Genomic DNA, 12,262 nt, shown 5'->3' with positions numbered 1-12,262 from the left:
CTGTAGAGCAGGGTGTTGATGTTGATGAAGGCGGCGATCACGTCGTGACACTGCGTGGCGCAATGCTCGGGCAGCGGTTTGCCCGGTGCCAGCGGCGGTTGTAGCGGCGAGAACTGGCGCAGTGCGCCTTCAGGCGTGACCTGGTAGGCCTGCCAGACCTGCTGGTCGAGCAGGACGTAGACGTAGCCCTGGCGCAGAGTGCGTAACTGGTCGGTGCGCATGGGCAGGTGAGTGATTTCGCTGTCGACGGCCAGGCGGTAGGACTGGATCTTGCGCGGGTGCGGCGCGTAGGCGGTGCGCAACAGCAGAATGGACAGGCCGCTGCGGCGACAGGTGTTGCAGGTCAGCTGTGGATTGGGGATGGCCTGGCGCGTGGCGAGGTCGATGGCGTTGCTGATGCTCATGAATAGCTCCTTGCCTGTGGCAGTTCGGCAACGATTCGCGACCAGGCAGGGTCGTCATACGCGGCAAACCGAGCTGTCAGCCCCTGATTGCCCGCAACTGCCTGCGCGACATCCTTCTGAATCTCTGGATGGCGAAGCAGCAGCGGGTGGAGCATCACCCTATGCAGGTTCAAACAGTGGATGTCCGCGTAATCGCGCAGCCCATACTGGTGAGCATCGCGGATGAGGTTCCAGGCGTGGGTTGGCGCCTCATCGGGCAGCCCGGTAGGCCCTGACCAGCGCCAGGGGGCATAGGCTTTTGCCGACCTGTTCAACTCACGCCACGCCGCTAGAAAGTGGGAAACATGCGGGGCCAACTGCTGAACCTGCCTGGCGACTTCCGGCACGCCAAGCTCACTCGTCGAAGGACTGCCCTTGAACTGCGCGATCCCGCCGTCGACTCCGGGATGAAACCAGGACCGTATTGGCCCGAGGAGCTTGCCTGCGTCTTTCATTGCCGCGCGCAGCAGCGCCACACGCACGGGTTCGAACCAGGGCACCGCGGTCGCTTTATCCGCAGGGCGTAATGCCTGGCACAGCAGGGTGATGTGCTGGCCGATGATCGCGCCGGGCTGTTCACTGCTCAGCCAGCCACAGACGTAGTGCGTTCTGGCTGCCATCTCACGAGATGCGTAGGCTTGGGAAAGCCTAAGTAGATCTGCCGCCGTGGCGTCGTCAGCGGGGAACTGGACGAGGGCTGGCCAAAAATGCGGAAAAGCGAGATCGTCGCGAGTAACGCGAATGATGGCTTCGCTACCGAGCGCTTCGGTCAGCGATGCCATACTCAGTGGATGGTCTTCTTTGCAGTCACCCATGGGGTTAATGAGCAGGAACAGGTTTTCTGCGGGTCCAGGCAGTCCACTCGCGCTAGGGGCAAGCGGCGTGGAGTCATGATCCGGATCGGACGGGTTTGTCATGAGAAGTCCCTGTCTACCAATGAATGGCGGCGCCGGTCAGCCAGAACAAAGTGGTTGGCGACCAGGCGAGCGAGGACCTGAACACTAACGAGGAAGCGATTCGCTGGGGAGTTGATGCTTTCCTAAAGGGTTGTAGGAAGTTTCGTCATGACTTGGGCGCACCGTTGAGGATGGCACCGGCTGCGCCGGTGTTCGCGGCTGAAGCCGCTCCCACTGGGGGGTGGGGCTCTCATGAATGACCTGGCAGCCTCGATTCATTACCGACCATCAGTGCGGTTTATGTTGGCAGACGTGTCCACGATCACCCTCTAGATTTCGTGTGGCGTGCTGGAAGCCCCGAACAAAAATAACGAGGGACCCGACTATGTCGACCGCAACCCAAGCGAACAACGCCTGGCGCATCCTGTTTCTGCTGTTCCTGGCTAATCTGTTCAACTTCTTCGACCGCACCATCCCCGCCATCATCATCGAACCGATCCGCCTGGAGTGGCACCTGAGCGACTTCCAGATCGGCCTGATCGGCACTGCCTTCACCCTGGTCTACGCCATCGCCGGCTTGCCATTGGCACGCATGGCCGACACCGGCTCACGCAACCGGCTGATGGGCTGGGGCCTGATGGCCTGGAGCGGGCTGACGGCGGTCAACGGCATGGTCGGCAGCTTCTGGAGCTTTCTGCTGGTGCGCATGGGCGTGGGCATTGGCGAGGCCAGTTACGCGCCCGCCGCCAACTCGCTGATCGGCGACCTGTTTCCGGCCGAGCGGCGGGCGAGGGCGATGGGCATCTTCATGCTCGGTTTGCCGTTGGGGCTGTTGTTGGCCTTCTTTACCATCGGCGCGATGGTGCAGGCGTTCGGCAGCTGGCGTGCGCCATTCTTCATCGCCGCCGTGCCGGGTGTGCTGTTGGCACTGTTCCTGTTCCTGATCCGCGAACCTGCACGCGGCGCTGCGGAAACCGTGGCGATCTCCCAGGCGCCAGTGGACCGCCCGCTGCGCCGGGTCCTGAGCGTGCCCACCTTCGCCTGGTTGGTACTGGCCGGGCTGACCTTCAACTTCGCCTCGTACGCGTGTAACTCGTTCATGGTGCCGATGCTGCAGCGCTACTTCGAGTTGCAACTGCAACAGGCTGCGGTGGCCACCGGGATGATCGTCGGCCTCACCGGCCTGGTGGGCCTGACCCTCGGCGGCTGGGTGGCTGACAAGGTGCATCAGCGCTTCGCCAACGGCCGGCTGATGTTCGCGGTGATCAGCATGCTGGTCGCGACGATGGCAACTGCTTGGGCGTTGCACGCGGGGCGCATCGAGCTGGGCCTGTTCGTGGCCGTGTTCGGTGTGGGCTGGCTGTTCTCATACAACTTCTACACCTGTGTGTATACCGCCATCCAGGACGTGGTGCAGCCGCGCCTGCGGGCCACGGCCATGGCGCTGTACTTCGCCGGGCTGTACCTGCTCGGTGGTGGATTGGGGCCGGTGGTGGTCGGCGGGCTGTCGGACCACTTTGCCGTGGCGGCGATGGATGCGGCGGGGGAGGTGGTGATGAACGAGGCATTCAAGGCCGAAGGGCTGCATGACGCGATGTACCTGATACCCGTGGCGCTGATGCTGACCATGGTGTTTCTGTTGGCGGCGTCGCGGTGCTTCAGCCGCGATGCGCAGCGGATGCGTGAGGGGATGGTGGCTGATAGCGAAGTGACGGGGGGCCAAGTCGCGGGGGCTTGAAGATAGGGTTGGGGGAGTACCTTCCCCCAACAGAGCACATGGTTACAAGACCCAGCGCCCCGAAATTCCTAGCGTGCTGGCCCTGCGAAGGCTCAAACACGCCGCTTGTCCGCCAGATGGCAATTAGCCTCATTGCAGGTTGATGTTTGGATATGGGAAGCATTACCATTTGCGCCCTCGCGCTTACCTCCATTCCCTGTCCAGGATCCGTATTATGGCGTCCCGCTTTCCGTCACGCCCAGCCTTGCTGGCGCTCTGCTGTTCCGTAACCTTGATGGCACATGCAGCCGAACCGATCCAGCTGGAGGCGACCGACGTCAACGCCGACGCCATCAAACCCCAACGCAACGCGCTGCCCGAGGCATTCGCCGGTGGCCAGGTTGCGCGTGGCGGGCAGATGGGCGTGCTGGGCAACCAGGACAACATGGACGTCCCCTTCACCATGACCAGCTACACCTCCAAGCTGATCGAGGACCAGCAAGCCGAGGACATCGGCGACGTGCTGGCCAATGACCCGTCTGTGCGCGAATCGTACGGTTTCGGTAACCAGTCCAAGGTCTTCGTGATTCGTGGCCTGCCGCTGGCTGGGGACGATATTGCGTTCAATGGCCTGTACGGCATTCTGCCGCGTCAGATCATGTCCACCGACGGGGTGGAGCGTGTCGAAGTGTTCAAAGGGCCGAATGCCTTCCTCAACGGCGTGAGCCCGACGGGTACTGGCCTGGGCGGCAACGTCAACCTGCAACCCAAGCGTGCCGGTGACGTGCCGACCCGCCGCTACACCCAGGACATCAGCTCTGATGGGCGTATCGGCGAGCACCTGGATATTGGCCAGCGCTTCGGCGAAGACAACCGCTTTGGCGCGCGGCTGAACCTTAGCCAGCGTGAAGGCGAAACCGCTGTCGATGATCAGGATCAGCGCACCAAGCTGTTCGTTGCGGGCCTGGACTACCGTGGCGACGACTTCCGCGTCTCCACCGACTTCGGCTACCAGAAGCAGCGCATCAATCACCTGCGCAACTCTGTGCGTCCTGGCGTAGCCACTGTTGCCAATCCCGGAAATGCCACGACAAAGGTACCGACTGCTCCGGATGCCAGCCGCAACTACGGCCAGGACTGGACCTACAGTGAGTCGGAAGACACCTTCGGCATGATCCGTGGCGAATGGGACCTGAATGAAAGCTGGACCGCCTACCTGGCCGGCGGTGCGCGCCACACCCGTGAGCACGGCACCTACGGCACGCCGGTGCTGGTCGGCAATAGCGGCCTGGCCACACTCTCCGGCTCGGACATCGTTCACGGCGAAGACAACACCAGCTTCAGCGCAGGCCTCAATGGTCGCCTGCAGACCGGCCCGCTCAGCCACCAGATCGCGGTGGGCGCCAATACCCTGTGGACCCAGGCAGAAAATGCCTACACGTTCTATCGCTCCACAGCTGGCAATACCAACATCTACAACCCCACTCCGCTGCCCCGGCCGACCGACGTCAGCCTTACTGGGGGGGAGATGGGCGACCCGGGTGTAACCGGCAAGGTCCGTAACCGCAGCATCGCCATCTCCGATACCGTCGGTATCTTCGATGACCGCCTGCTGCTGACCTATGGCGTACGCCGCCAACAGCTGCGCGTCGAGAACTACTTCTACGACGGCACAACACCCAACAGCGCCACCAACCCTTCCAAGGATGGCAGCCGCAATGGCGACCCCTATGAGAAGAGCGTGACCACGCCGGTCTACGGCATCGTGTTCAAGGCGACCGACAGCATCTCGCTGTACGCCAACCGTATCGAAGGCCTGGCTCAAGGCCCGACCGCGCCGGCCAATACCGTGAACGCTGGTCAGATGTTCCCGCCTGGCCGCACCAAGCAACTTGAAGCGGGCATCAAGCTCGACAAGCAGACCTACGGCGCAAACCTTGCGGTATTCCGCATCGAGAAACCATCGGATGGCTACACCGAGGGCGTTACGTACATCCGCGACGGCGAACAGGTCAACAAAGGTATCGAGCTGAGCGTCTTCGGCGAGCCAATTGAGGGCCTGCGCCTGATGGCGGGCGGTACCCGCATGACGTCCGAGCAGAAGAAGACTTTGAACGGCACCAACGACGGCAACCACGCCATTGGCGTACCGACCTTCCAGCTCAATGCCAGTGTCGATTGGGATGTACCCGGCGTGCCAGGCCTGGCGCTCAACGCCCGCATGCTGCGTACCGGTGGCCAGTACGTCGATGCCGCCAACAACCTCAGCCTGCCGACCTGGAACCGCTTCGATGCCGGCGCGCGCTACAAGCTGAAGGTCTCTGATAAAGACCTGACGCTGCGTGTGAACGTGGAAAACCTCACTGACAAGAACTACTGGGCCTCGGCCAACGGCGGCTACATGACCCAAGGCGATCCACGCCTGGTGAAGTTCTCGGGCACGATCGATTTCTGATCCAGGGATTGACCTCAAGTTAACCTGAGGTTCTAGGCTGTCGTCTCATCTCACAAGGAAGACGACAGCATGAAGACGATGGTAGTCGGTGGCAGCAGAGGGTTGGGCCGTGCGCTGATCGAGGGGCTTGGCAAGCCAGGGGATCGCTTGATAGGGGTGTCGCGGTCGCAGCCGAAGGGCCTGACGCTTGTGCCAGGGACAAGTCTCAACTGGATCGAGGCAGACCTTGGCGAGCCTGTTGCCGCCGTCGAACAGATCGCGGCACAGACGCCTGACGACCTCGATGTGCTGATCTACAACGTTGGCATCTGGGAAGAACAGGCGTTCAGCGAGCAGTACAGCTTTCTCGACGATAGCGATGCATCGATCAGAAAGCTGGTCGATGTAAATATCACGGCAACCCTCTTGCTGCTCAAACGCCTGGTTCCCAAACTGCTCACCTCATCCAGGCCGCAACTCATCCTAACCGGTTCCACCTCGGCCCTGCGACAGAGCGGGCGCCCAGAGGTGACATTCGGTGCCTCCAAGTTTGCCCTCAATGGCATGGCCGATGCGCTAAGAGAAGGGTTCAGGCACCAAAAGCTGGCCGTGACCGTGCTGCACCTTGGCTACCTGAACACGGATGATCCGCTGTCCACGCCGCTGCAGGACGCTGCTCAGCGCGGAGGCGGCCGGTTGGTGCCCGTGCACGATGTGGTGACCATGGTCGATGCGCTGTTGCATCTGTCGGATGCTTCGTTTGTGCGTGAACTGGTCATGCCGGCGATTGGCGATGACCGCTTCTGATGAATAGGTGCAGCTCGAGCGGCGGCATTAGCAGTCGCTGGGCTTCGGACCGAGAAAATCAGATGAGAAATTTAAACGCCGACAGCAGTTTTACAGACTCAGGCAGCTTCTGTTGGAGCAGCGTATCCAGATACTCCTGCACGCTGTGAGGTGGGGCTTTCAACGATACCCGTTGCCGCTGGGCAGCCTCAAGCACTGCCGCTTTGTCCAGATCCCACAGGTCGGCGATGAAGTCGTCAGGATGAAGGGGTTCGATATCGAATTTATCCAGTACGGCCTGGGGAAAGTCCTTGAGATTGAATGTGACAATCACTGATGCGTTGCACTTGATTGCAGCAGCGAGGACATGACGGTCATCCTCATCCGGCAGATCTAGCCCATCGATCAGCAGCTCATAGTCCGTGACGAGCGCGTCCGGGACTGCGGTGTCCATGAGTCCTGACGTGCGGTCCAGGTGTTCACGGGTAAGGTCTGGGCGATTGAGAAGTAAATTGCGTTTCCATTCATCATGGATCCTTGTTGACCAGCGTGCGCGGTACACGCCGGTCAGGGCAAGATGCATCAGGAGATCACGCAAAGGGGCGGGGTAGAGAACGTTCGCGTCGTAGAAGGCAGTAAAGGGCGAGTGCTTCATTCGTACCCCATCCTCAGCTCCTGTGCCTGAGCAGCCAGAGCGTCCATTGCGGAGCGACTGACCTCGTCACGTTTGTCCTTGTAGGCGACCAAATCAGAGAACTTAACCCGACGATGGCGGCCAGTCTTGGTGTGTGGGATGACAGCTTCGTCGAGTAATTTGACCAAATGCGGGCGTGATACGTTAAGCAAGTCGGCAGCTTCCTGGGTGGTTAGCTCTGCATGAATGGGAACGACCTTTACCGAATTTCCCAGCGCCAGCTCGCTGAGAATTTCGCCGAACAGGCGAAGCGCAAATGTCGGGACCTCAACGACCTGGCGCTGGTTTTCTTCACTCAGCAGCTCAATCCGTTGCGTTTCTGATTTGGTTGAGAGAAAGGCGGCGAGTGTGCGGCTTGATTCGACAGCCACAGCAATTTCCTTCTCGTCGGGAAGCAGCTTGCGTGAGAGGTCGGTGGTGGTCATTTGCATCTCCTGAGCGATATCCAATGTGAGGCGTTGCGGCTGATTTTCAGCCTTGGATTGGAGTTATATTCGAAATATTCGAAAATCGCAATAAACGAAACGCGCACTGTGCCGGTGTAGTCCCTGCCTCAGTGCTTCATTCCCAATTCAGCGTCATCCATCAGCGCCTTGGCCAAAGCACTCAGGTAGTAAGTGGCCCAGATCAGTTGTGGGTTGTCGTCCATCAGGCCGGCGATGGTCAGGTCGCGTACGCAGCCCATCAGCTCCGAGGCTTGATCGCGAGCTTCCTGGCAGGGGATGCCGGGTTCGATGCAGAACAGTGGTTGTTTGTTTTCACCTTGGTAGAACTTGGTTTTGCCGGCGGTGGTTTTGATGGTTGGGGTGTCTGTGGGCATTGCTTGATCTCCCTGAAATTGCTGTCGCCTGTCCGGGCCTCATCGCGGATGAATCCGCTCCTACGGGAATTGCATATTTCCTGGGCATTGCGGGGTGCCTGTAGGAGCGGATTTCATCCGCGATGAGGCCCGGACAGGCACCACACGGCCAAGGCCTAGTGCCGCATGCGCGGCTCCGCAGGCATCTGGATCTGAATCAACGCCGACTCAAGCAGCACGCGTAATGTTTCAAGCTCATGCATGGAGGCCAGCATTAGCACAGAGGCCGGTGTTCGGGGCTGCAGCGCGATTGCCTGTTGCGTCACGGTTTGTGCGCACAGGGCGTACTCGGTGGCCTGGATGAGGGTGTCTTCGAGGGAGTGGCGGTTGTGGGGTGGATCGGGAACAATCTTCAGCATGACTACGTCCTTTTAGAGGTGCGGTCACCTGACTGCTGTCAAACAGAAGGGTGGCAGCTGTACGTGGGTTGACAGACCGGCGGACATAGTAAGTTCCGGCGCACGCAAGCGTGCCCCACGCACAGCTGCCATAAAGACGAGCTGATAACTATGTACCGTGGCGGCCTGTCAAAGCCGATCGCTGTGTTCAGCGACTTGCCGAGACTAGTGGGCTACTTGAGCAGCCGCAACGGAAAATAGGCGGCAAGAGTATCTTTGGGAAATGGACTACAAGGAAGGGGTGAAGTCTGATTTTTTCAGGCGGTGGATGGCACGGGCTTCGCCCGTGTTCGCGGGGCAAGCCCGCTCCCACAGGGGCCTGTGTTGATCATTGAACTGCGTCAACTTTCAGAAACGCGGCTTCGAGTAGCTGGCGAGTGTAGGGATGCTGCGGCTCGTGGAAGATCATCTGTGCATCGCCTTGCTCGACCACATGCCCGTGCTTGATCACCATCAGTTGGTGGCTCAGCGCCTTGACCACCGCCAGGTCATGGCTGATGAACAGGTAGGTGAGGTTGTATTTCTGCTGCAAATTGCGCAGCAACTCCACCACCTGCCGTTGCACCGTGCGATCCAGCGCTGAGGTTGGTTCATCCAGCAAGATCAAGGCCGGTTTCAACACCAATGCCCGAGCAATGGCGATACGCTGGCGCTGCCCACCGGAGAACTCGTGCGGGTACCGGTGCCGAGTGCGCGGGTCCAACCCGACTTCCTCCAACGCCGCAATAATGGCCGCTTCCTGCTCGGCGGGCGTGCCGATCTTATGTATCCGCAGCCCCTCGCCAACGATATCGGCCACGCACATCCGTGGACTCAGGCTGCCGAATGGGTCCTGGAACACCACCTGCATTTCCCGGCGCAACGGCCGCACTTCTTTCTGGTTCAGGCCTTCGAGTGATTGCCCATGGAAACGGATGCCACCCTGGCTTGAAATCAGGCGCAAGATCGCCAGGCCGAGCGTGGATTTGCCCGACCCGGACTCACCCACGATCCCCAGCGTCTGCCCCTGCGGCAGGCTGAAATTGATCCCGTCGACCGCCTTCACATGGTCAACCGTACGCCGCAGCAAGCCTTTCTTGATCGGGAACCAAACCTTCAGGTCGTTCACTTCCAGCAGCGGCGCGCCGACGGGGTTATGTGCAGGCCCGCCGCTAGGCTCGGCATTGATCAGCATCTGCGTGTAGTGATGCTGAGGCGCGCTGAACAGGGTGGCGCAATCTGCTTCTTCGACAATCTTGCCGCGTTGCATCACGCACACCCGGTGCGCAATCCGCCGCACCAGATTCAGGTCGTGGCTGATCAACAGCAGTGCCATGCCCAGGCGCGATTGCAGCTCCTTGAGCAGGTCGAGAATCTTCAACTGCACGGTCACGTCGAGCGCCGTGGTCGGCTCATCGGCAATCAACAGCTCCGGCTCGTTGGCCAGCGCCATGGCGATCATCACCCGCTGCCGCTGGCCGCCGGACAGCTCATGGGGCAGGGCCTTGAGGCGTTTGCGCGGCTCGGGGATGCCGACCAGCTCCAGCAACTCCAGCGTGCGCGCCGTGGCTTGCTTGCCGGTGAGGCCTTTGTGAATCAGCAGGATCTCGTTGATCTGCTTCTCGATGCAATGCAAGGGGTTCAGCGAGGTCATCGGCTCCTGGAAGATCATCGCAATGCGGTTGCCGCGAATTCGCTGCATGGCCTTTTCGCCTTGCTGCAGCAGGTCCTTGCCTTCGTAGCCGATGCTGCCGCTGGGGTGGCGCGCGAGCGGGTAGGGCAGCAGGCGCAGGATCGAGTGGGCGGTGACGGACTTGCCCGAGCCGCTTTCGCCGACCAGGGCCAGGGTCTCGCCCTTGCGGATGTCGAAGCTGATGCCGTCGACCACGCGGTTGACCTGGTCGCCGGTAACGAATTCCACCGCCAGGTCGCGCACTTCGATCAGGTTCTGTTCACTCATTTCACTTCCTCGGGTCGAAGGCATCGCGGGCGGATTCGCCGATGAATACCAGCAGGCTCAGCATGATCGCCAGCACGGCGAAGGCGCTGATGCCCAGCCAAGGCGCCTGCAGGTTGGACTTGCCCTGGGCGACCAGCTCGCCCAGCGACGGCGCGCCGGGGGGCAGGCCGAAGCCGAGGAAGTCGAGGGCTGTGAGGGTGCCGATGGCGCCGGTGAGGATGAACGGCATGAAGGTCATGGTCGAGATCATCGCGTTGGGCAGGATGTGCCGGTACATGATCGCGCCATTGCGCATGCCCAGCGCGCGGGCGGCGCGCACGTATTCGAGGTTGCGCCCACGCAGGAACTCGGCGCGCACCACGTCCACCAGGCTCATCCACGAGAACAGCAGCATGATGCCCAGCAGCCACCAGAAATTGGGCTGCACGAAGCTGGCGAGGATGATCAGCAGGTACAACACCGGCAGGCCCGACCAGATCTCCAGGAAGCGCTGTCCGGCCAGGTCGACCCAGCCGCCGTAAAAGCCCTGCAAGGCTCCGGCGATGACGCCGATGATGGAGCTGAGGATGGTCAGGGTCAGGGCGAACAGCACAGAAATGCGGAAGCCGTAGATCACCCGCGCCAGTACGTCGCGGCCCTGGTCGTCGGTGCCCAGCAGGTTGTCCGCCGAGGGCGGTGCCGGGGCGGGCACGCTTAGGTCGTAGTTGATGCTCTGGTAGCTGAACGGGATCGGTGCCCACAGCACGAAGCTGTCTTTTTTGGCCAGCAATTCGCGGATGTAGGGGCTTTTATAGTTGGCTTCCAGCGGAAACTCGCCGCCGAAGGTGGTTTCCGGGTAGCGCTTGAAGGCCGGGAAATACCACTCGCCGTCGTAGCGCACGGCTATCGGCTTGTCGTTGGCGATCAGCTCGGCGCCCAGGCTCAGGCCGAACAGAATGAGGAACAGCCACAGCGACCACCAGCCACGCCGGTTGGCCTTGAAGCGCTCGAAGCGCCGGCGGTTGAGAGGGGACAAGGCCATGTCAGTGCTCCCGGCTGGCGAAGTCGATGCGCGGATCGACCAAGGTGTAGGTGAGGTCGCCGATCAGTTTCACCACCAGCCCCAGCAGGGTGAAGATGAACAGGGTGCCGAACACCACCGGGTAGTCGCGGTTGATCGCCGCTTCGAAGCTCATCAGGCCCAGGCCGTCGAGGGAGAAGATCACCTCGATCAGCAGGGAGCCGGTGAAGAAGATGCCGATGAACGCCGACGGGAAGCCGGCGATCACCAGCAGCATGGCGTTGCGGAACACGTGGCCGTACAGCACGCGCGGGCGGCTCAGGCCTTTGGCCTTGGCGGTGACCACGTACTGCTTGTTGATCTCGTCGAGGAAGCTGTTCTTGGTCAGCAGGGTCATGGTGGCGAAGTTGCCGATCACCAGCGCGGTAATCGGCAGCACCAGGTGCCAGAAGTAATCGAGCACCTTGCCGGTGGTGGACAGCTCGTCGAAGTTGTTCGAGGTCAGGCCGCGCAGCGGGAACCAGTCGAAGTAGCTGCCGCCAGCGAACAGTACGATCAGCAGAATGGCGAACAGGAACGCGGGGATGGCGTAGCCGACGATGATCGCCGAGCTGGTCCAGACATCGAAATGGCTGCCGTGGCGCACAGCTTTGGCGATTCCCAGCGGGATCGACACCAGGTACATGATCAGCGTGCTCCACAGCCCCAGCGAGATCGACACCGGCAGCTTCTCGGCGATCAGGTCGATGACCTTGGCATCGCGGAAGAAGCTTTCGCCGAAGTCCAGCTGGGCGTAGTTCTTGACCATGATCCACAGGCGCTCGGGGGGCGATTTGTCGAAGCCGTACATGCGCTCGATTTCAGCGATCAGCGCTGGGTCCAGGCCTTGCGCGCCACGGTAGTTGGAACCGGCCACGGACACTTCGGCGCCGCCGCCGGCAATGCGGCTGGTGGCGCCTTCGAAGCCTTCGAGCTTGGCGATCATCTGCTCGACCGGGCCGCCGGGGGCAGCCTGGACGATGAGGAAGTTGATCACCAGGATGCCGAACAGGGTCGGGATGATCAGCAGCAGGCGGCGCAGGATGTAGGCCAGCAT

The 12,262-nt window shown here is 61.2% G+C and carries 12 protein-coding genes; 3 read left to right on the top strand and 9 right to left on the bottom strand.

Annotation, left to right across the window (positions count from 1 at the left end; genetic code table 11):
• On the bottom strand, positions 1 to 404 hold a 404-nt coding region (locus tag ACIQUF_RS25150), incomplete at its 3' end, for a toxin VasX (protein WP_403136425.1).
• On the bottom strand, positions 401 to 1,360 hold the full coding sequence (locus ACIQUF_RS25145) for a hypothetical protein (RefSeq protein WP_403136423.1): 960 nt from the start codon (positions 1,358 to 1,360) through the stop codon (positions 401 to 403). The genes ACIQUF_RS25150 and ACIQUF_RS25145, both read right to left, overlap by 4 nt.
• Positions 1,361 to 1,724: 364 nt before the next feature.
• Between ACIQUF_RS25145 and ACIQUF_RS25140 the strand changes: the two genes are divergently transcribed.
• From ACIQUF_RS25140 to ACIQUF_RS25130, 3 genes are all read left to right on the top strand, one after another.
• Entirely contained in the window at positions 1,725 to 3,077 is a 1,353-nt protein-coding gene (locus ACIQUF_RS25140; RefSeq protein WP_403136421.1) for a spinster family MFS transporter, read from the top strand.
• A gap of 214 nt (positions 3,078 to 3,291) precedes the next feature.
• Positions 3,292 to 5,511: a TonB-dependent receptor gene (locus tag ACIQUF_RS25135; RefSeq protein WP_403136420.1), complete on the top strand. Its 2,220-nt coding sequence runs from the start codon at positions 3,292 to 3,294 to the stop codon at positions 5,509 to 5,511.
• Positions 5,512 to 5,580: 69 nt separating this feature from the next.
• Entirely contained in the window at positions 5,581 to 6,297 is a 717-nt protein-coding gene (locus tag ACIQUF_RS25130) for an SDR family NAD(P)-dependent oxidoreductase (RefSeq protein ID WP_403136419.1), read from the top strand.
• Between the two features lie 58 nt (positions 6,298 to 6,355).
• On the opposite strand, the gene ACIQUF_RS25125 is transcribed toward ACIQUF_RS25130, so the two are convergent.
• The 7 genes from ACIQUF_RS25125 to ACIQUF_RS25095 form a co-directional block, all read right to left on the bottom strand.
• On the bottom strand, positions 6,356 to 6,931 hold the full coding sequence (locus tag ACIQUF_RS25125; protein WP_403136418.1) for a PIN domain-containing protein: 576 nt from the start codon (positions 6,929 to 6,931) through the stop codon (positions 6,356 to 6,358).
• Positions 6,928 to 7,395, bottom strand: coding sequence for a helix-turn-helix domain-containing protein (locus tag ACIQUF_RS25120; RefSeq protein ID WP_403136417.1), 468 nt, complete (start codon positions 7,393 to 7,395; stop codon positions 6,928 to 6,930). The genes ACIQUF_RS25125 and ACIQUF_RS25120 overlap by 4 nt, the downstream gene beginning before the upstream one ends.
• 128 nt (positions 7,396 to 7,523) lie before the next feature.
• Entirely contained in the window at positions 7,524 to 7,790 is a 267-nt protein-coding gene (locus ACIQUF_RS25115) for a DUF3077 domain-containing protein (RefSeq protein ID WP_403136415.1), read from the bottom strand.
• Positions 7,791 to 7,945: 155 nt separating this feature from the next.
• Positions 7,946 to 8,188: a hypothetical protein gene (locus ACIQUF_RS25110; RefSeq protein ID WP_403136414.1), complete on the bottom strand. Its 243-nt coding sequence runs from the start codon at positions 8,186 to 8,188 to the stop codon at positions 7,946 to 7,948.
• 367 nt (positions 8,189 to 8,555) lie between these two features.
• A complete protein-coding gene (locus ACIQUF_RS25105; protein ID WP_403136412.1) occupies positions 8,556 to 10,166 on the bottom strand; it encodes an ABC transporter ATP-binding protein in 1,611 nt (536 codons plus the stop codon).
• Position 10,167: 1 nt separating this feature from the next.
• Entirely contained in the window at positions 10,168 to 11,187 is a 1,020-nt protein-coding gene (locus ACIQUF_RS25100; protein WP_403136411.1) for an ABC transporter permease, read from the bottom strand.
• 1 nt (position 11,188) lies between these two features.
• The gene (locus tag ACIQUF_RS25095) at positions 11,189 to 12,262 is read right to left on the bottom strand and encodes a microcin C ABC transporter permease YejB (protein ID WP_400804207.1); all 1,074 of its coding nucleotides are present in this window, start codon (positions 12,260 to 12,262) and stop codon (positions 11,189 to 11,191) included.

Source organism: Pseudomonas sp. NPDC090233, from assembly GCF_044772285.1.
Classification (GTDB): Bacteria; Pseudomonadota; Gammaproteobacteria; order Pseudomonadales; family Pseudomonadaceae; genus Aquipseudomonas.
Note: the sequence above shows the minus strand (reverse complement) of the source record. Positions and strands in the feature narration are given on the sequence as shown.

Coding starts and splice junctions, on each gene's coding strand:
- ACIQUF_RS25145 (WP_403136423.1), bottom strand. CDS start 1,360: ATGACAAACCCGTCCGATCCGGATCATGACTCCACGCCGCTTGCCCCT.
- ACIQUF_RS25140 (WP_403136421.1), top strand. CDS start 1,725: ATGTCGACCGCAACCCAAGCGAACAACGCCTGGCGCATCCTGTTTCTG.
- ACIQUF_RS25135 (WP_403136420.1), top strand. CDS start 3,292: ATGGCGTCCCGCTTTCCGTCACGCCCAGCCTTGCTGGCGCTCTGCTGT.
- ACIQUF_RS25130 (WP_403136419.1), top strand. CDS start 5,581: ATGAAGACGATGGTAGTCGGTGGCAGCAGAGGGTTGGGCCGTGCGCTG.
- ACIQUF_RS25125 (WP_403136418.1), bottom strand. CDS start 6,931: ATGAAGCACTCGCCCTTTACTGCCTTCTACGACGCGAACGTTCTCTAC.
- ACIQUF_RS25120 (WP_403136417.1), bottom strand. CDS start 7,395: ATGACCACCACCGACCTCTCACGCAAGCTGCTTCCCGACGAGAAGGAA.
- ACIQUF_RS25115 (WP_403136415.1), bottom strand. CDS start 7,790: ATGCCCACAGACACCCCAACCATCAAAACCACCGCCGGCAAAACCAAG.
- ACIQUF_RS25110 (WP_403136414.1), bottom strand. CDS start 8,188: ATGCTGAAGATTGTTCCCGATCCACCCCACAACCGCCACTCCCTCGAA.
- ACIQUF_RS25105 (WP_403136412.1), bottom strand. CDS start 10,166: ATGAGTGAACAGAACCTGATCGAAGTGCGCGACCTGGCGGTGGAATTC.
- ACIQUF_RS25100 (WP_403136411.1), bottom strand. CDS start 11,187: ATGGCCTTGTCCCCTCTCAACCGCCGGCGCTTCGAGCGCTTCAAGGCC.
- ACIQUF_RS25095 (WP_400804207.1), bottom strand. CDS start 12,262: ATGCTGGCCTACATCCTGCGCCGCCTGCTGCTGATCATCCCGACCCTG.